Genomic DNA, 17,524 nt, shown 5'->3' on the forward strand with positions numbered 1-17,524 from the left:
GATGTCGCAGCAAGTATGGGCATCTGACGGGCATTCGGGCGGTGTTGCATGTGCCCGTCGCGCTCGATTATCCTGAAGGCGAACGGGCGGCAGGATTGAGTCACCTGAAGGCGTCAGCAGTCTTCGCAGAGATCAGCGACGCCGACACAGCGCTTGTCGCTCAGTGGCTGCAGGTTCGCTTCCTGATCGCCTTCGGTGGCCGCCTCGGGCGCACGCAGGGTGACCGAGCCGGCTGAGTCCCGTCCGTAGTACTCGAGCAGGGCAAAGGCGTCATTCACGTCCGGCAGCTTCGCGTCGCTCGCGAGCAACTCGCGCACTCGCTCTTCCGGGAGTAGGTTGTCGAAGTACCACTGTGCCGGACGCCGGGTGGCACCATCGCACAGGATCTCCGCCTGCAGGGGCAGGTGCGGGCTCAGTGCGTACCGATCGGGATTGGCGAGCCACGCCGGGTCATATTCGAACGCCCACAGGTTCTGGTTTTCATGCAGCGTGCCGATCAGTTGGTGATCGATCGAGGCGAGAAGGGCGCGCTCGGTCATTTGCGGGCATTCCCTTTACCGGTCTTTTGCTCGCTGGCGCCCTCGGCGTGCGCGAGAACGTTGCGCGCGCGCGTGAGGGTGTCGCTCGCGCGCGCGTCAGGCGAGCCCACTAACAAAAAAACCGTTCAATCGCATGGTTTCGGAGCCACCGGGCTGGACTGAAGTGCAAAAAACGTGCGGTCGCAGGGCGACTTTGCGCGCAGCGAGGTGGGCGCTATGCTCGTGCCGTGCGCGACAGCGCTCGCGAGCGGCCCGGGCACGGTGGCGCGCGCGAGCAGTTGCGCGAGCAGATACGCATGCGCGTTGGCGCTACGATGCTCGGCACTGCGCGGCGTGCACGGTGCTCGTGCCGTGCACGACCTCGCTCGCAGACGAGCAGCGCGGGCGCGGTGCAGTCGAGCCGCGCGCGGGAAAGCGCGACATGATGCGCGGGGGATGCACGAGACCGCGCACGAGTGAGGGGCGCGTGCGCAAGCCTGCGCGGCGCGCTTGCGCGACTGACCCGCCGTGTCTCGTAGACACTGTCGAACGGTCGACCCGCGAAGGCCTGTAGCGAGGCGGCAACCCGACGCTCGAGTGTCCGTGCAATGGTGGGGCCATTGACCGCTTGTGGGGTGCGCCGTGACAAGGCGGCGCTTTTTCCAGTGGGTGAACGCCCCAATGATCACAATGGGCCCGACTATGGGTGGCGGCTTCGGTATCGCATGGGGACCTGCCAGGCGCAACTGCCAGGCGCAACTGCCAAGCGCAACTGCCAAGCGCAACTGCCACTGACGGCGCAGCCCCTCCAACCGCGACCGCTCGTAACGGTGCTCCGCGCGCGCAAGCGCAGCGAGGGACGTCGCTGGATCGTGCTCCAGGCGTTGCAGATCTATGACGCAGAGAATCCGATTTGCGCCATGCGCGCGGCGCCTTCGATTGGCGTGTTAGCCGTTCCACGACTCGACGTTCAGGACGATCCGTGCAGCCCGCTGCACATCCCATGTGGATGGCGACGGGCTTTTAAATCGTGTGCGCGGGCGCTTTGGTGCACGCTCAGGGGGGGAGAAATGCAGACGTTCTTTCCGTGCAGCAATCCGGCGTGCGACGAGGGATTGGAAACGCTCAAACACGAGTTTGGCACTGCCTGCCAGCAGTGCGCGTGGTGCCGCGGGACGGGTGGCGACTGGCGCGAGAGCGCCGAGGACGACGCCGCCTGTCTTTGACGGCGGGGCTCAGCCGTTCAGTTGCGACTCAACGTTGAGGACAATCCGGGCGACCGGGTTGTTGTCGGCGGAATCCGGAGCGAACTTGATCTGGGCGAACGTGACAGCAGCGAAAGCGACGACGACGAGGGCAGCAGATGCGGCGATGCGGGGAATGTATTTCACAGGGACTTCCTTTCGAGGTGTAGGCAGAAACTGGCGAAGCTGACAGGGGGCCGAATCACTTCGGCGCCATGACTGTCGATAACCGGCAAGGCCGCACACGGGGTCCGATCGCGCCTGGCGATCTGGACCGCACTGCAAAAAGAGGGGCGACCCAAACCCAGCCACTATAAAGGTTTTACCCGTGTGTGCAGTGCGACACCCGGTCGCCGGTGGGTGCTTAATTCTTGAGCAGCGTTTCGTGATTGAAAGGTCTATGTAGGCCGTAACGAGCAGTGCGGCACTGTGCTTTAGACCACCATCGGCAATGTGTTAAAAATAGGCTTAACATGGGATACGCACGCCACCAATGGCGCGTAGGAGATTCCATGGACCATTACATTGTGCTAGCCGTGATTCTGCTAGTCCCTTCGATCGCGTTTGCGTCCGTGCTTTATACGGGCACGCACAAACGCCATTGAAGGCCAGTGGTGAGACTTTGCCGCTGGTTCAGGCGGCACGGGAAATCGGACGACCACCAGCCAGCCACGTAAGGCTCCCGGCGGGAACCCGCAAGACCTTCAGGCTAATTGCGCAGCTTGGAGGAGCGCTCCGTCTTCTTCGCAAGGAAGCGCTGGTAGTGCGCCCCCAGGTAGACAGCCTGTTCTGCCGTGGGTGTCTTGCGCAGGCGCGTATGGTCCCCCGCCAGACGGGCACGTTTTGCCGCGTCGATCGCATCGGAGAAGAGCAGCTCGCCAGTCTCGGGATGGACAGACATAAGGTAGCAGTCGTAGATCTTGTCCAAAGTGCACGCGAGCACCAAGCCATTGCTCGGGTCCAATTTCTCTACATCGGTGCTGTCCGTCCATGGATTGGCATGACTCGCGACCAGCGCTCCCAAGGTGTAAGCGCCAGTCACTGCGCACTGGCCTTCCCACAGTTCGATCATGTCCTTGAGGCGCCGTTACGTCGCGCCTGGCGCTGAGCATGAAGTTTATTGTCTGGCGGCTCGCCCGAACCACCGCCCGAAAGCGATTCCAGCGTTTGACAAACTCCGGCGCAAAGCGCCGCACCATGCAGGATCTTCGTGTGCGTGAGCGAGAGACTCCGTTCACCATCGTTTCGACCCGTAGAACTGAATGATCTTGTCACCAGCGCGGCCTTGTGGGGTTGCGATCGGAGCCGTGCGTATAGATTTAATGTGCTCTACGGCCGGCGCCGATGGCAACGCGAGCCTGCAAGCGAGGTACGGGGCCTTCTTGAGGTCCGCGCCTGCTCAAGTGTCGGTGGCAACGAAACCGTTACCGCCCGGCACCCCTCCCTGTGTCGGCTCTGTGCTCGCAAGCAGCTTTGCATGCGCCAGAGCTAGCAACGTCTCAATTCGCCCCCCTCGCATGGTCGCCCTCGGGCTGGCAGGGTTGACAGGACGACGCGCTTTTAAACTTTCGGCGTATCGCGGTTATGTTTGCAGTAGCTCAGGCAGGAGGCCGCAGCACAGTAGCGCATCTCCATCGAATGACTGGACTCGGCGGCGCCTGGGTCGTTCGAACCTGCATGGTGGCTCTCTCTTGGTGGTCGGCTAGCGCCTGACGCGGTCGGCCGGACCCGACCCACAACGGCCATCTGCTGTGCCGCATAGCGGTCAGTCGAACGCCCTTGAAAGGGTCTCCCCGAATGGCTAGGGCGGCGGTAAGCACCGCCGTTCAACTGTCACCATGGCTGCGCCGCGTTTTAACCGGCAAGCGTTTTATCCGGCAAGCGTCTGAATGCGACGGTTCGTAGTGAGTCGGGGACTCTTTGTCATGCTTTGCTCTAACTATGTATTTCAGGCCAGGGGTAATAATTCGCATCCCGCGGCGTTGTGCCGATGTAGTGCCAACGGTTGGCGCGCCAGCCGGCGCGCCGCCCGCGCTGCGCCTCGAGAGGCGCTTACTGCGCCGGCGCCGACGCCGCGCCCGGGTTCTCCTTCTGGTACTGCTCCCAACGCTCGCGCATCTTCTCGCGGCGCTGTTCCCTCTTCGCGAAGCGCTCCTTGAACGCAGAGCTCACCGTGGTCTTCTGCTGATCGTTCAGGCCGTTATAGAAGGCGAGCCACGCTTGCGCGGTCTGCTCGCGCAGTTGCGCGTCCTGCTGCTCGACTCTCTGATGCGTGGCGTGCAGCGCGCTCATGTCGAGGATCGGCTGGCTCTTCATCGAGTCGAACTGCTGCTTGATCTGCTCGCGGTTCTTGCGCATGGCTTCGTGGTTCTGCTTCATCGTGTCGAGCGCGGCTTGCCATTGCTTTTCCTGCGCGGCGTTCAGGTTCAGCTTGTCGTGCAGCTTCTTGAAACCCGTCATGAAGTCGCCGCGCGTGCCGTGGCCGTCATGCATGCGCGGGCCGCCGTGCATCATGCCGGGGCCGGCAGGGGGAGGCGGCGTTTGAGCGTTGGCGGCGGTGGCGCCGAAGCTGAGCGCAAACGTCGTGGCGGCGATGGCGAGAAGGCGCGAAGGGGTCTTATTCATGGTGAAGCTCCTGACAAATCCTTGAAGGTGTCCGGTCTGGCACGGCGCCAAGGGAAGTCGATGGCGTTCGCAACCGGTGTCCCTAGCGTATCGGGCAGATCTGCCCCGCGTGTTACCGCCCTGGCCGCCGGCATTACGCAACATTACGTGCGCCTTTCGCGGTAACACCCTGTAACCCAAAGCGCGTCCGTGTAAGCAAACGGCTTTCTCGCGCGCGTTAAACTTCGTCCCATGGCTACTCAAATTCTGGTCGTCGACGACGACGTCGAACTGCGCGACCTGCTGCGCGACTATCTGGCGCGGCAGGGGATCGAAGTGTCGGTGCTGCACGATGCGGGCTCGCTCGAGCGGCGGCTCGAGCGCGAGCGCCCCGACCTGATCGTGCTCGATCTCATGATGCCCGGCGTGGACGGGCTCACGGCGCTGCGCAAGCTGCGCGCCTCGGGCGACGATATTCCCGTGATCATGCTGACTGCGCGCGCGGACGACGTGGACCGCATCGTCGGCCTCGAGCTTGGCGCCGACGACTATCTCGGCAAGCCCTTCAACCCGCGCGAGCTGCTCGCGCGCGTGCAGGCCGTGCTGCGGCGGCGCCGCACGGTGCCCTCGGCCGCCGCGCCCGAGCAGCGCGAGCCGTTCTCGTTCGGCCGCTTCGTGCTCGACTTCCAGTCGCGCACGCTGCAGCAGGAGGGCAAGCCCATCATGTTGTCGGGCAGCGAGTTCGCGCTCCTGAAGATCTTTGTCAATCATCCGATGCGCACGCTCACGCGCGAGCGCCTGCTCGAGCTGCTGCATGGTCCGGAGTACGACGGCACCGACCGCGGCATCGACGTGCAGGTGTGGCGCCTGCGCCGCATTCTCGAGACCGACCCGTCCACGCCGCGCTTCATTCAGACAGTGCGCGGCCGTGGCTACGTCTTTGTGCCGGATGGCGAGCAGGCCAGCCATGCGCCGGCCGGTTGATTCGCTGTTTGGGCGGTTCGCGCTGCTGTTCATCGGCGTTCTGCTCCTGTCTCACGTCGCATGGTTCGCGCTCATGCGCCTCGAGCGCGACCAGATGCAGTCGCGCTACGCGGTGGAAGAGGCCGTGTTCCTCGTCGATGCCGTGCGTCAGCACGTGCAGCGCGAGCCCGATCAGCCGCTGCCCTCGCGCGTGCAGCTGGTCGACCCGGCGAGCGTCGCGGTGCCCGCGATCAAGCCCGACATGCCCGCCGGTCTGCGCCGCTTCATCGACGACCTGCGCGACCGCATGCCGACCGGCACCGACGTGCGCATCGGCCCGCCCGGGCATCCGCCCATGTTGTGGGTGCGCGGTCCGCAGGATGCGCGCTGGATCGTGGTGCCAGCGCAGCCGCTGCGCCCGATGCGCCCGATCGACCGCGCGGTGCCGTGGTTCATCATCATTTTCACGGCGGCGGTGAGCGCTGCGCTGGTGGCCGCCTGGATGCTCCAGCAGCCGCTGCGCGCGCTCGCCCAGGCGGTCGCGCGCTTCGGCCGCGGCCAGCCCGTGCCGCCCTTGCCCGAGCGCGGGCCGCGCGAGATGCGCCAGCTCACGCGCGGTTTCAACCAGATGGTGAAGGAGGTCGAGCGCACCGAGAAAGACCGCGCGGTCATGCTCGCGGGAGTCGCGCACGACCTGAAGACGCCGCTCGCGCGCTTGCGCCTGCGCGCCGAGATGATGGACGAGCAGAAGGTCCGTGACGGCGTGGTGCGCGATGTGGCTTCCATGGCGCATATCGTCGACCAGTTCCTGGTGTTCGCGCACGATGGCGCCGACCGCAGCGAGCCCGTCGAAGTGGACGACCAGTGCGAGCGCATCGCGCGCAACTACCGTACAGTCGGCGGCGAGACGCTCGTGATCGAACGCCGCCTGAATGCGGGAGCGGTGTTCCGCCTGCCCGCGGCCACGCTCGAGCGCGTGGTGTCGAACCTGCTCGACAACGCGCACGCCTACGGCGCGCCGCCCGTGGTGATCGAGACTGCGCGCGGGGCGCAGGATTTCACGCTCACCGTGCGCGACCACGGCGGGGGCATTGCCGACCAGGACCTCACGCACGCGAGCCGCCCGTTCGTGCGGCTCGATCCGGCGCGCGGCGGCAACGGCCATAGCGGCTTGGGTCTCGCGATCGTCGAGCGGCTCGTGCGCCGCGCGGGGGGGGAAATCGCCATCGGCAATGGCGAGAGCGGCGGCCTCGAAGTGCGCATGGCGTTTCCGTTCGAAGTGGTCGAACGCACGGTTGCCGAGGCGGCGCAGATCTGGTGAGCGCCGGCGTGCGGCGCATATTGGCGGGGGAGAGTGCGGCGGGCAAGGCCGCCGGATGTCACGTGATATGCGTGCGGGTGCGTCAGGCCGAGAACAGCGTGTCGAGCGCGGCGGCGGCATCGCTGTCCACGGTGTTGTAGACGACGCTGTCGGCCTCGAAGATGTAGTGCGTCGTGTACTTGCCGAGGCGGGCAAGAATTTCTTCCTGAACCAGCTCGGGTGCGGCTTCGAGCTTCAGGTACCACGCGGTCGATGACAGGCGCGTCTGAAACGCTCCGTATTCGACCATCAGCTGGTCGAACGCGAGAGCATCCTGATCGCGGCAGACGATGACCAGATTTCCCTTCATGCATGCCTCCTATGTGCTGAGCGACTTGCCACGGCGATGCGCGCCGCATGATGCCGCGCGCTCGGATCGTTCGATGATACCGCGTTGGAGAGGAAAGCCCTGGACGGGTTCCACAATTAAGTGAGTGGTGACTTCCCCTCCTCATGCGTGAGCGCGCCTGAGCGCGCGCGGACGGTGGCGCGGATTACCAGGTCGCCGTGGCGGTGCGCGGCGGCGCGGCGCCGTCCGAAGCCATCGCTTCGCAGCGGTCGCGGCCTCCCGCCTTCGCCATATAGAGCGCGAGATCGGCGCGGCTCATCAGGCGTTCGGGCTGGTCCAGGGCCGCCGCGAGCTCCGTGATGCCGATGCTCACGCTCAGATACGCCTCGCTGGGCAACCCGGTGCAGACGTTCGCTTTCACGTGGCGGCGCAGCCGCTCGATCACGTCTTGTCCGGCGGCGAGCGTGGTGGCCGGCAGCAGGATGCCGAACTCCTCGCCGCCGAGCCGCCCGACCGCGTCGTCGGAGCGCAGCTCGGTGCGGCAGGTCTCGACGAAGTGCTGTAGCGCGCGGTCGCCGGCCGGGTGGCCGAAGCGGTCGTTGATCTGCTTGAAGTGGTCGAGGTCGGCGATCGCCATGCAAAGCGGCTTGCCGCTCGCGTAGGCCGCGTCGATTTCGTGGCGCAGCAGGTCGAGGAAATAGCGGCGCGAGAGCGCGCCCGTGAGCGCGTCGTGGCGCGCCTCGGCGGCCAGCAGCGAATTGGCGGCCTGCAGTTGTTCCGCGAGATCCCGGCTTGCGCGATGCAGGCGCCGCTCGCGGACCCACGAGATCGAGATCACGGCGGCGAGCGTGACGGAACCCGCCAGCGTAAAGAAGATCAGCAGCCGGTCGCGCCGGTGATTCGCGAGCAGTTCGGGCCACGCATTGAGCGGATCGACGAGATGGGCGGTGAGCCCCGAATTGAGCCCGCCACGCTGCTCGTAAAGCGCCGGGGTGCGCTGGCGGGGCAATTCCACGAGCGCCTGTGCCGCACTTTCCGATATCCACGGCGCTTCGTGCGCCGCCGCCTCGCCGGCGCCATGCAGCGGGAGTTCGCTAAAGCGTTCGCGCAGATAGGTGTTCACGCGGTCGACGGCGTTCATCTCCTGCACATGGGAGCCGGGCATGGCGAGCCCTTCGAGCTTGCTGTCGTGCGCCATGACGATCACGCCGTTGCTGTCGGACACAAAGGTGCCCGGGTGGGTGACCCAGTGGCGCAGCCGCGCGATGCTGACCTTGGCCAGCACCGCGCCCACCAGCAGGCCGTTGTCGTACACGGGCGCGGCCACGAAGATGCCCGGCTCGCCGCTCGAGGTGCCGACGCCATAAGTCTCGGAGAACGCGCCGAGCAGGGTGTCGCTCAGATAGTTGCGCGCCCGCATGTCGACGCCCACGTAGGAGATTTTCTCCATGGCGTTGCTCGACGCGATGCAGATGCCGTTGTTGTTCACGAGCCAGATGGCGTCGAAGCCGGAGAAGCCCTGGGCGTCGTGCAGGAAGCCGTTGACGGCCGCGAGCGTGGGAGCGTGCTGCAATGCTTCGCGCCGCACCAGTTCCGTGGACGTGCGCGACGCGGCATAATTCCCGGCCTCGACCAGCGCCTGCTGCACCACGCGGGTTTCGGCCATGGTCGCGGGGATGGCGCGCGACATCGAGAGATCGCTCGCGATGACCTCGGCCATGTTGTCGACGACCGAGCGCGTCATCTGCCGCTGCACGCGAAGCGCGGTGTCGAGCTCCTGGCGCATCATGCGGTTGGCGAGCCCGCCCGCGACCAGCCAGCACACGAGCGCGAGCGCCACGACAGCCGCCGCCGTGACCACGGGGGGCAAGGCGGCTTGACGCAAGAGTCTCCTGTTCATTGGCCTTCTGGTTCGGTCAGGCGCATGGCGCGCAGGGTGCAGATGGTGCGTTAGCGGGCGCGATGCCCGGCGTCCCGGTAAAGCGGGGGCAATCGGTGAAACATTAGGGGGCTGCGTGTGACAACCGTTTTACAGGTCGCCGCCGTTGCCGTGCGACGATTTTAACTCTCGAATGGAGCGATGGAGCCCGCGGACGCCTTGGGGCGGGCCGTGTCGATGCAACTCGCATGCTTCGCCATGAGGCGCAGGCATCGGACGCGAGGTTGAATCTGTCATGAAGGTTGTGTAGTGTCGTGCCGTTTCGGAAGCGGGCAAGCACGGGAGAGCGCCTGAATGGACTTCAGATTCAACCTGAACCGTACGGCCAACGCCTCGGCGTGGCGCGTGCTGCCCAATCGCTGGGACTTCGTGGCGTTCCCGCTGATCATCTGTTTGATCGCCATGGCCGTGGTGGGCTTTCACGAGACCATGGCGCCCATCGCCACGCTCAAGACGCAGACGATCTCGCTCGACCCGGCCAACCTGCCCGAGTACGCCATGCGCACCACGCTGCGCATGCTCGCGGCCATGGTCGCCTCGCTCGCGTTCACGCTGGTCTACGGCACGCTCGCGGCCAAGAGCCGGCGCGCGGGCCAGGTGCTGGTGCCGATCCTCGACATCCTGCAGTCGGTGCCGGTGCTCGGCTACATCTCGTTCACGGTCACCTTCTTTCTCGCGCTGTTTCCCTCGCGCGTGCTGGGCGCGGAGCTTGCGGCGATCTTCGCGATCTTCACGAGCCAGGCGTGGAACATGACCTTCAGCTTCTACCAGTCGCTGCGCACGGTGCCGCGCGATCTGGACGAAGTCTCGCGCGGCTTTCACCTCACGGGCTGGCAGCGTTTCTGGAAGCTCGAAGTGCCGTTCTCGATGCCGGGCCTCATCTGGAACATGATGATGTCGATGTCGGGCGGCTGGTTCTTCGTGGTGGCCTCCGAGGCGATCACGGTGGGCAACAACACGATCACGCTGCCGGGCATCGGCGCGTACCTGGCGCAGGCGATCACGGAGAAGAACCTGCACGCGGTGGGCTGGGTGATTCTCACGATGACCGTGGTGATCCTGGCCTACGACCAGTTCCTGTTCCGCCCGCTGGTGGCGTGGGCCGACAAGTTCCGCATGGAGAACACCTCTTCGGGCGACGCGCCCGAGTCGTGGCTGCTCGACCTGATTCGCCGCACGCATCTGATTCATCAGTCGCTCGTGCCGATGGGCTGGTTCTTCGCGAAGGCCGCGCGCGTGCCGTTGCGGCTGCCCGCCGCGCTGACCTCGTCACTGACGTCCATCGCGGCGCCCGCTCCGGCGCGCGGCGAAGGTCTGCGCGCGAAGATCGGCGATGTTATCTGGGCCGTGTTCGTGATCGCGCTCACGGTCTACGTGGTCTGGCGCGTGGTCGCGTTCGTGCGCACCGGCGTCACGCTCGACGAAGTCGGCCACGTGCTCGTGCTCGGCCTCATCACGCTGTTGCGCGTGGTGCTGCTAATCGCGATTGCCTCGGTGATCTGGGTGCCGCTCGGCGTGCTGATCGGCCTGCGTCCGGCGCTGGCCGAAAAGGTGCAGCCGCTCGCGCAGTTCCTCGCGGCGTTCCCGGCGAACCTGCTGTTCCCGGTGTTCGTGATCGTGATCGTGCGCTTCCATCTGAACCCGGACATCTGGCTCTCGCCGCTGATCGTGCTCGGCACGCAGTGGTATATCCTGTTCAACGTGATTGCGGGCGCCACGGCGTATCCGAACGACTACAAGGAAGCGGCCAGGAACTTCCGCATCCGCGGCTGGCAGTGGTGGCGCCAGGCGATGCTGCCGGGCATTTTTCCGTACTACGTCACGGGGGCGATCACGGCCTCGGGCGGCGCGTGGAACGCGAGCATCGTGTCCGAGTTCGTGCAGTGGGGCGACACCAGGGTCGCTGCGCACGGCCTGGGTGCGTATATCGCGCAGATGACAGCAGCCGGCGACTATCCGAAGATCATTCTCGGCATTGCCGTGATGTCGCTGTTCGTCACGCTGTTCAACCGCGTGCTCTGGCGTCCCCTCTACACTTACGCGGAGTCCCGGCTGCGGCTCGACTGATCGAATAATCGAAGGCTCGAAGGTAAAGCGATGCAAAACCCCAAGACCCTAAGCACTACGACTACGCTGGGCGACGCGCAGAGCGTCCCGATTCCGCCGCGCGTCGGCGAGGAAATCCTGCGCGTGCAGAACGTGTGCCGGGGCTTTAACAAGACCCAGGGCGAGTTGCTCGTGCTCGACGACGCCAATCTCTCGCTGCGCGAAGGCGAAATCGTCGGGCTGCTCGGCCGCTCGGGCTCGGGCAAGTCCACGCTGCTGCGCATCATCGCGGGGCTGATTTCTCCGACCTCCGGCGAGGTTGCGTGGCGCGGCAAGCCGCTCGAAGGGCCGGCCGAAGGCGTGGCGATGGTGTTCCAGACCTTCGCGCTGTTTCCGTGGCTCACGGTGCTGCAGAACGTGGAAGCGGGCCTCGAAGCGCAGGGCGTGGGCGCGCGCGAGCGCCGCGAGCGGGCGCTGGCCGCCATCGACCTGATCGGTCTGGACGGCTTCGAAAATGCCTACCCGCGCGAGCTTTCGGGCGGCATGCGCCAGCGTGTAGGCTTCGCGCGCGCGCTCGTGGTGGACCCGATGCTCATGCTGATGGACGAGCCGTTCTCGGCGCTCGACGTGCTGACAGCCGAGACGCTACGTACCGACTTGCTCGATCTCTGGACGCAAGGGCGCTTGCCGATCAAGTCGGTGCTGATCGTCACGCACAACATCGAGGAAGCGGTGTTCATGTGCGACCGCATTCTGGTGTTGTCTTCGAATCCGGGGCGCGTGGTGGCCGAGATCAAGGTGCCGTTTAAGCACCCGCGCAACCGTCTGGACCCGGCGTTTCGCAAGCTCGTGGACGACATCTACGCGAAGATGACCGCCCGCCAGACCGGCGAGGCCACCCGCAAGGGGCTCGAGCTCGGCAGCTGGCTGCCGCGTGTGTCGACCAACCTGATGGCCGGTCTGATCGAAACGCTGGCGGCGGCGCCTTATCACGGCCGCGCCGACATGCCGGAAATCGCGCGCTCGCTGCACCTGGAAGTGGACGACCTGTTCCCGATCGCCGAAGTGCTCCAGCACCTCGGTTTTGCCGACGTGCGCGAAGGCGATGTGCTGCTTACGCCGCCCGCGCGCGTGTTCGCGGAATTCGGCACGCAGGAGCGCAAGATGATGTTCGCCGAGCATCTGCTGCGCCAGGTGCCGCTCGCGGCGCGCATCAAGAAGGTGCTCAACGAGCGCCCCGGGCACCGCGCGCCGCGCGTGCGCTTCGAGCAGGAACTGGAGGATTTTCTTTCGGACGGCGCCGCGGAAGAGACGCTCGACACCGTGATCGACTGGGGCCGTTATGGCGAGATCTTCTCGTACAACGACCAGTCGGAGATCTTCAGCCTGGAGGACGTGGAGTCCTGATCGGGCTGGACTGAGGCGCGTTCCACGCGCAATTCAGGTGCGCTTCAGGGGCGTTTCAGAGGCTATTGCAGCGTGCCCCAGCGCTCCACGGCCGGCTCGGCCGTGGCCCATTTCCAGCCGCCCTGGTCGTGGCAGGTGCTGGCCGTGTACCACTGCTCGGGCGCGTCGGCGGCTTCGCCGTCCTGCACCGAGAACACGAACTCCTTGCACAGCGCGAGCGCCGACGCAAAGGCGCGCGTCACGCGCACCTGGCCGTGACCGTTTTCCACCGGCAACTGGTGCTTGATGCGCCAGATGTCCATGGCGCCCACGGGCAGCCGCCCGGCCGTTTCGGCGAGCATTTCCTGCTGGTCGGCGTGCATGCTCTTCATGAAGCGGTTGACGGCCTCGTCGGTGGCCGCCTGCACCGCAATACCCACGCCCAGGCCCACTGCCGGGTTCGCCGTCACGATGCCGGTGGCGGCCGCCGCCGCGGCGCCGCTGGCCGAGCCGATCGACGAGCAGCCGCTCGACGCGAGCGCGACGCTCACGCATAGCGCGGCAAGCGCGACGACACGCGCAGCCGCACGTGGCATGACGTGTGCAGTGGCGCGCGGGATGCAGTGCCTGCGCATATCGAAGTCGTGCGCCCCGCTCATTGTAGCGCGCCCCAGCGGTCGGTCGCCGGCTCCGCCGACGCCCATTTCCATGTCTCGCCGTCGCGGCAGACCGAGGCCACATAGAACGCGCTGGAGGCCGCCGCGTCCCTGGTCGCGTTCTGATCGACGGAGAACACGATTTCCTTGCAGTCGAGCGCGCCGGTGCTGATCGTGCGGCTTACCGTGACGCGGCCATGCGCATCGTCCTCGATGGGAAACGAATGGCTGATGGACCAGGGCGCCACGCCGCCCACGTCGAGCGGGCCGGCGGCCTTCGCAATGCTGTCCTGGGTGTTGCGGTGTACCACGCGCTCCGAATACTGCACGCCGGCCTTCGCGGCGGCCACGGCGCCAAGGCCGATGCCGGTGGCGACCGCCGCGTTGCTCGTCACCTTCGAGGCGATGGCCGCGCCGGCAATGCCGGCGCCCGCCTGTGCGCCTTCGGAGTAGAGCGAGCTGCACGCGGAGCAGGCGAAGCTCGCCACGGCGGCGAGCAGCGTGAGCGATACCGTGCGTCGCCAGTGGGCACTCGAAGCGTGGGTGCGGGAGCGTGTCGCGATGGCTGAAGGCGCGATTCGCGGGGCCGACGTTGGTGCATTGCACGCCAGAGCACTTCGTTCTTGCATGTCATTTTCCCTGCCGCTAGCGGCTGGAAGCTGCCCGGCGCGGGCCTCCAGCACGTTTTCGTGCTGCGGATTGTGCAGGATGGCCTATACGAAGGGGATAGGGAAAGTGCAAGAAATTGCAAAACGTCGTGCGCCGTTTGTTGTTACATGCTTGCGTGCGCCACCATCGTGTTCGTTCTGAATCGATGCGTTCGTGCTGGCGTGTGGGTATCGACCTCAGTGGGTTTAGTGTGCGTTGTCCGTTTCGTCATCGCTCGTGCTTTCGTCGGGCGTGCTGGTGTCGCCGTCCTCGGCGCCGTAGCTGCCGAGCCGGTTGTAGAGCGTCTTCAGGCTCACGCCAAGCGTGCGCGCCGCGAGCCGCTTGTCGCCGCCGCAGTACTTGAGCGTGCCGAGGATGATCTGCTTTTGCGCGTCGGCGAGCGGCGTGCCGATCCACACGCTCATCGAGTCACCCTGGTTGACGGGCTTCTTCACGCGCGGCACGAGCTGCGGATGGGCGATCTCGACGGTCTTCTCCGCAAGGATGAACGCGCGGTACACGGCGTTCTTGAGCTCGCGCACATTGCCGGGCCACGACCAGTTGCGCACGGTCTCGAGCGCGCGCTTGCTAAAGACCTTTTGCGTGCCGCTTTCCTCGTTGAGTTCGGTGAGAAAGAGTTGGGCGAGCAGCTCGCGGTCGCGCTCGCGCTCGCGCAGCGGGGGCGCGCGCAGCGGAAACACGGCGAGGCGATACATCAGGTCCTCGCGCAGCGCGTTCTCTTTCACGGCGCTCACCGGATCGCGATTGGTGGCCGCGATGATGCGCACGTCGCCGCGTATCGCCTCGTTGCTGCCGACCGGATAGTACTCGCCGGTTTCGAGCGCGCGCAGCAGCTTGACCTGATGCAGCAGCGACATCTCGGTGACTTCGTCGAGGAACAGCGTGCCGCCGCGCGCATGTTCGAAGTGGCCGTCGCGGGCCTGCACGGCGCCGGTGAAGCTGCCTTTTTCGTGGCCGAACAGCTCGGCTTCGATCAGATCGTCGGGAATCGCGCCGCAGTTCACGGCGATGAACGGGCCGTCGCGGCGGGTGCTTTGCGCGTGGATCGTGCGCGCCACGAGTTCCTTGCCCGTGCCCGACTCGCCGACGATCAGCGCGGTGGCGTCGGTGAGCGCGACGCGCTCGATCTGCCCGTAAAGCTCGCGCATGATTGCCGACGAGCCGTACAGCAAGCCGTACGACTGCAAGCCGGCAACACGCGGGCCGGCAACACGCGGGCCGGCCGGGTCGCTGCGGCGCGCGTCGTTGCCCTTCTCGTGGCGCCCTTCGGCGCGCTCATCGTCTCGTTCGGCGGCGGGCAAGCCCGGCTCGATTGACGCCATGGCGTAGTCGTCCTGCATATTGGGGTGTGCGGCCAGAAGCCGGAAAACGCTCGCGATGCCAGTCGTAGAGGCGCGCGGTGCGTGGGCGAGGTCCGGGAGTGAAGCCGGCAGGCCGCTATCATCGGTTATACCGCAGTCTGTCTTGACAGGCCGCCCAGGACGTGCGCGGGCGATGCGGCGCCGACGGCTTCGGAATCTCCATCCCGTAAACATTTAACCATTGCCGCGCCTTGCACGGCAATGGACTCGCTCCCATGGCATGTCTCATGCTGTGCAACTCGGACCGGCGCAGCGCGTCTACGTTACTAGCGGGCGCGTATCCTGCGTGGCGTCTGGCCCGCGCAGGCCGAACTGTTCCGAACCCGCTTCGCCGGCGACGAAATTGGGAGAATGCGATATGGCAAGAAACAAGCCTGGACTGATTGGAACCCTGTTCGCGGTGGGTGCGCTGGGCGCGACGGCAGGGATGCTGGCGTTGCGCTGGTCGCAACGGCATCGCATGCAGCGGCAGAGTTTTTATCGCGATCTGAGCCGCTGGGAAGGCGAGGGCGGCGCACTGGTTGAGAACGGCGCGGGCATGCCGGGCGTGGCTGCTGCGGATAGCGGCGGCGCTAGCATGGCCGACCCGATCAAAGCCGCTCGCACGGTCAGCAAGACGGCGCGCGAGGCCCCCAACGGCGTGTCGAACGACGACCCGGGCGCGGCCTGGCCGTTTCCGCACGGAGGCAGCGACCCGGTCACGCGACACTGAAATCGCATGCGGTAACGGGTGCGCTGGCCGTGCTGTCGTACGTCGACAGGGCGCCGACAAACGTGCGCAAGCCTATCTCGATTAAGTCTATAATGGTCATATCCACAACAATCGAGGTTCGGGTTGCGTGCTGGCTGCGGTATTGTTGCGTAAGTGCAGCTAAAACCGCTCAATCGCCGTCTTGAGCGCCCCCGACCGTTTCGTACTCCCCTGCAGCGCGACAGCATGCGCCGCGAAATTTGCGGCGCGGGCTCACGTTGCCTCGCGGCCCGTGCTTGCCGCGCATGGGAGCCATTCATCTTTCAGGGCTGACGAGACGCGATGCCACATGTATTGATTGTCGATGACGATGCGCAAACCCGCGAAGCGCTCGCCGCCGTGGTGGCCGAAGACGGACTCACCACCGCGCAGGCCGGCGACCTGCGCGAGGCGCGCATCCAGCTGATCCGGCAGATGCCGGACGTCGTCTTCACCGATCTGAAGCTGCCCGACGGCAGCGGCACGGACCTGTTCCAGGACCTCGACCCGCGCTCGGGCGTGGAACTCGTTGTCATCACCGGTCACGCGAGCGTGGAAACGGCGGTCGATGCGCTCAAGTCGGGCGCCATCGACTATCTGGTCAAGCCGATCAACCTTCAGCGCGTGAAGGCGATCCTCAACCGCCTGCCGCGCGCGGGCGACCTCAAGGCCGAAATCGGCACGCTGCGTGGCGAGCTGCGCCGCATGGGGCGCTTCGGTCTCATGATGGGCAATTCGCCGGCGATGCAGGAGGTCTACGACCAGATCAGCCGCGTCGCACCTACGCCCGCGTCTGTGATGCTCGTGGGCGAGTCGGGCACGGGCAAGGAAGTGGCGGCCCAGACCATCCATCAGCTGAGCCTGCGCCGCAAGCACGAATTCCTCGCCGTGAACTGCGGCGCGATCTCGCCGAACCTGATCGAGTCGGAGATGTTCGGCCACGAGCGCGGCTCGTTCACGGGCGCGGATCGTCAGCACAAGGGCTATTTCGAGCGCGCGAACGGCGGCACGCTGTTCCTCGACGAAATCACCGAAATGCCGATCGAGCTCCAGGTGAAACTGCTGCGCGTGCTGGAGACCGGCATGTTCATGCGCGTGGGTACCACCAAGGAGATCGAGACTGACGTGCGCCTGATCGCGGCGACCAACCGCGACCCGGAGCAGGCCGTCGAGGAGGGCAAGCTGCGGCTCGACCTCTACCATCGGCTGAATGTGTTTCCGATCAGCCTGCCGCCGCTGCGTGAGCGCGGCAAGGACGTGGAACTGCTCGCCCAGGCGTTCCTCGACGAGCTCAACGAACGCCACGGCACGAAGAAGCAGTTCCCCGCGGCGGTGCGCGAGACGCTGGCCGGCTATCCGTGGCCGGGCAACGTGCGGGAGCTGAAGAACTACGTGCAGCGCGCGCACATCATGGCCGGCACCGAAGGCGATCTCACGGCGGCCGTGCCGCTGCAGATCTCGATTTCGAAGCCCGTGGCGGGCACGGCGGTGACGATTCCGTTCGGCACCTCGCTCGCCGATGCCGATCGCCAGTTGATTCTCGCGACGCTGGAGCAGTGCGGCGGGGTGAAGACGCGTGCGGCGGAAATTCTGGGCATCAGTCTGAAGACGCTTTATAACCGGCTCGTCGAGTACGGCAATGAGAGCGGCAAGGGCGACGCGCCCGCACGCGCCGCAGGCTGCGCCTGAGCGCCTGAGCGCCTGAGCGCCTGAGCGCCTGAGCGCCTGCGCCCGGCGACGGCCGCGCGCAGCCACGCGC

Annotated in this window: 16 protein-coding genes and 1 pseudogene; 6 read left to right on the forward strand and 11 right to left on the reverse strand. The window is 66.0% G+C overall.

Annotated features, from left to right (window positions below; genetic code table 11):
- Positions 1–113: 113 nt before the first annotated feature.
- The 6 genes and pseudogenes from P5W99_RS04540 to P5W99_RS04565 all read right to left on the reverse strand — a co-directional run bounded on the left by P5W99_RS04540 (position 114) and on the right by P5W99_RS04565 (position 4,387).
- Entirely contained in the window at positions 114–539 is a 426-nt protein-coding gene (locus P5W99_RS04540; protein ID WP_434662029.1) for a HipA N-terminal domain-containing protein, read from the reverse strand.
- Positions 540–848: 309 nt separating this feature from the next.
- Complete coding sequence (locus P5W99_RS04545; RefSeq protein WP_434662030.1) at positions 849–1,061, reverse strand: hypothetical protein; 213 nt, start codon at positions 1,059–1,061, stop codon at positions 849–851.
- 692 nt (positions 1,062–1,753) lie between these two features.
- Positions 1,754–1,909 carry a hypothetical protein gene (locus P5W99_RS04550; RefSeq protein WP_156992751.1) on the reverse strand — a complete coding sequence of 52 codons (156 nt, stop codon included), beginning with the start codon at positions 1,907–1,909 and terminating at the stop codon, positions 1,754–1,756.
- A 562-nt stretch (positions 1,910–2,471) separates the two neighbouring features.
- A complete protein-coding gene (locus tag P5W99_RS04555; protein WP_434662032.1) occupies positions 2,472–2,834 on the reverse strand; it encodes an HNH endonuclease in 363 nt (120 codons plus the stop codon).
- Between the two features lie 10 nt (positions 2,835–2,844).
- Positions 2,845–2,998, reverse strand: a pseudogene (locus tag P5W99_RS04560) (IS6 family transposase); the annotation flags it as partial.
- Positions 2,999–3,814: 816 nt separating this feature from the next.
- Positions 3,815–4,387, reverse strand: coding sequence for a Spy/CpxP family protein refolding chaperone (locus tag P5W99_RS04565; RefSeq protein WP_434662033.1), 573 nt, complete (start codon positions 4,385–4,387; stop codon positions 3,815–3,817).
- 231 nt (positions 4,388–4,618) lie between these two features.
- On the opposite strand from P5W99_RS04565, the gene P5W99_RS04570 reads away from it, so the two are divergent.
- Positions 4,619–5,350, forward strand: a complete 732-nt coding sequence (locus P5W99_RS04570) for a response regulator (RefSeq protein WP_421023434.1) — start codon at positions 4,619–4,621, stop codon at positions 5,348–5,350.
- Positions 5,334–6,650: an ATP-binding protein gene (locus P5W99_RS04575; RefSeq protein ID WP_434662035.1), complete on the forward strand. Its 1,317-nt coding sequence runs from the start codon at positions 5,334–5,336 to the stop codon at positions 6,648–6,650. The genes P5W99_RS04570 and P5W99_RS04575 overlap by 17 nt, the downstream gene beginning before the upstream one ends.
- Before the next feature lie 82 nt (positions 6,651–6,732).
- On the opposite strand, the gene P5W99_RS04580 is transcribed toward P5W99_RS04575, so the two are convergent.
- Both P5W99_RS04580 and P5W99_RS04585 read right to left on the reverse strand, forming a co-directional pair.
- On the reverse strand, positions 6,733–6,999 hold the full coding sequence (locus P5W99_RS04580) for a double-stranded DNA-specific endonuclease (protein ID WP_421023436.1): 267 nt from the start codon (positions 6,997–6,999) through the stop codon (positions 6,733–6,735).
- A 184-nt stretch (positions 7,000–7,183) separates the two neighbouring features.
- The gene (locus tag P5W99_RS04585) at positions 7,184–8,878 is read right to left on the reverse strand and encodes a sensor domain-containing diguanylate cyclase (RefSeq protein WP_434662038.1); all 1,695 of its coding nucleotides are present in this window, start codon (positions 8,876–8,878) and stop codon (positions 7,184–7,186) included.
- 333 nt (positions 8,879–9,211) lie between these two features.
- Between P5W99_RS04585 and P5W99_RS04590 the strand changes: the two genes are divergently transcribed.
- The gene (locus P5W99_RS04590; protein ID WP_434662040.1) at positions 9,212–10,984 is read left to right on the forward strand and encodes an ABC transporter permease; all 1,773 of its coding nucleotides are present in this window, start codon (positions 9,212–9,214) and stop codon (positions 10,982–10,984) included.
- A gap of 30 nt (positions 10,985–11,014) precedes the next feature.
- Entirely contained in the window at positions 11,015–12,370 is a 1,356-nt protein-coding gene (locus P5W99_RS04595) for an ABC transporter ATP-binding protein (protein WP_421023439.1), read from the forward strand.
- A gap of 62 nt (positions 12,371–12,432) precedes the next feature.
- On the opposite strand, the gene P5W99_RS04600 is transcribed toward P5W99_RS04595, so the two are convergent.
- The 3 genes from P5W99_RS04600 to P5W99_RS04610 all read right to left on the reverse strand — a co-directional run bounded on the left by P5W99_RS04600 (position 12,433) and on the right by P5W99_RS04610 (position 14,996).
- Positions 12,433–12,945, reverse strand: a complete 513-nt coding sequence (locus tag P5W99_RS04600; RefSeq protein ID WP_434662041.1) for a hypothetical protein — start codon at positions 12,943–12,945, stop codon at positions 12,433–12,435.
- A 59-nt stretch (positions 12,946–13,004) separates the two neighbouring features.
- A complete protein-coding gene (locus P5W99_RS04605) occupies positions 13,005–13,634 on the reverse strand; it encodes a hypothetical protein (protein WP_434662043.1) in 630 nt (209 codons plus the stop codon).
- Positions 13,635–13,859: 225 nt separating this feature from the next.
- On the reverse strand, positions 13,860–14,996 hold the full coding sequence (locus P5W99_RS04610) for a sigma-54 interaction domain-containing protein (protein WP_434662044.1): 1,137 nt from the start codon (positions 14,994–14,996) through the stop codon (positions 13,860–13,862).
- Positions 14,997–15,393: 397 nt separating this feature from the next.
- On the opposite strand from P5W99_RS04610, the gene P5W99_RS04615 reads away from it, so the two are divergent.
- Together P5W99_RS04615 and P5W99_RS04620 are read left to right on the forward strand one after the other, a co-directional pair.
- Positions 15,394–15,747 carry a hypothetical protein gene (locus tag P5W99_RS04615; RefSeq protein ID WP_421073804.1) on the forward strand — a complete coding sequence of 118 codons (354 nt, stop codon included), beginning with the start codon at positions 15,394–15,396 and terminating at the stop codon, positions 15,745–15,747.
- Between the two features lie 321 nt (positions 15,748–16,068).
- Positions 16,069–17,454: a sigma-54-dependent transcriptional regulator gene (locus P5W99_RS04620; RefSeq protein ID WP_421023444.1), complete on the forward strand. Its 1,386-nt coding sequence runs from the start codon at positions 16,069–16,071 to the stop codon at positions 17,452–17,454.
- The last annotated feature ends 70 nt before the right edge of the window (positions 17,455–17,524 follow it).

Source organism: Paraburkholderia sp. A3BS-1L (genome assembly GCF_051125215.1).
Classification (GTDB): domain Bacteria; phylum Pseudomonadota; class Gammaproteobacteria; order Burkholderiales; family Burkholderiaceae; genus Paraburkholderia.

Coding starts and splice junctions, on each gene's coding strand:
- P5W99_RS04540 (WP_434662029.1), bottom strand. CDS start 539: ATGACCGAGCGCGCCCTTCTCGCCTCGATCGATCACCAACTGATCGGC.
- P5W99_RS04555 (WP_434662032.1), bottom strand. CDS start 2,834: ATGATCGAACTGTGGGAAGGCCAGTGCGCAGTGACTGGCGCTTACACC.
- P5W99_RS04565 (WP_434662033.1), bottom strand. CDS start 4,387: ATGAATAAGACCCCTTCGCGCCTTCTCGCCATCGCCGCCACGACGTTT.
- P5W99_RS04570 (WP_421023434.1), top strand. CDS start 4,619: ATGGCTACTCAAATTCTGGTCGTCGACGACGACGTCGAACTGCGCGAC.
- P5W99_RS04575 (WP_434662035.1), top strand. CDS start 5,334: ATGCGCCGGCCGGTTGATTCGCTGTTTGGGCGGTTCGCGCTGCTGTTC.
- P5W99_RS04580 (WP_421023436.1), bottom strand. CDS start 6,999: ATGAAGGGAAATCTGGTCATCGTCTGCCGCGATCAGGATGCTCTCGCG.
- P5W99_RS04585 (WP_434662038.1), bottom strand. CDS start 8,878: ATGAACAGGAGACTCTTGCGTCAAGCCGCCTTGCCCCCCGTGGTCACG.
- P5W99_RS04590 (WP_434662040.1), top strand. CDS start 9,212: ATGGACTTCAGATTCAACCTGAACCGTACGGCCAACGCCTCGGCGTGG.
- P5W99_RS04595 (WP_421023439.1), top strand. CDS start 11,015: ATGCAAAACCCCAAGACCCTAAGCACTACGACTACGCTGGGCGACGCG.
- P5W99_RS04600 (WP_434662041.1), bottom strand. CDS start 12,945: ATGCCACGTGCGGCTGCGCGTGTCGTCGCGCTTGCCGCGCTATGCGTG.
- P5W99_RS04605 (WP_434662043.1), bottom strand. CDS start 13,634: ATGCAAGAACGAAGTGCTCTGGCGTGCAATGCACCAACGTCGGCCCCG.
- P5W99_RS04610 (WP_434662044.1), bottom strand. CDS start 14,996: ATGGCGTCAATCGAGCCGGGCTTGCCCGCCGCCGAACGAGACGATGAG.
- P5W99_RS04615 (WP_421073804.1), top strand. CDS start 15,394: ATGGCAAGAAACAAGCCTGGACTGATTGGAACCCTGTTCGCGGTGGGT.
- P5W99_RS04620 (WP_421023444.1), top strand. CDS start 16,069: ATGCCACATGTATTGATTGTCGATGACGATGCGCAAACCCGCGAAGCG.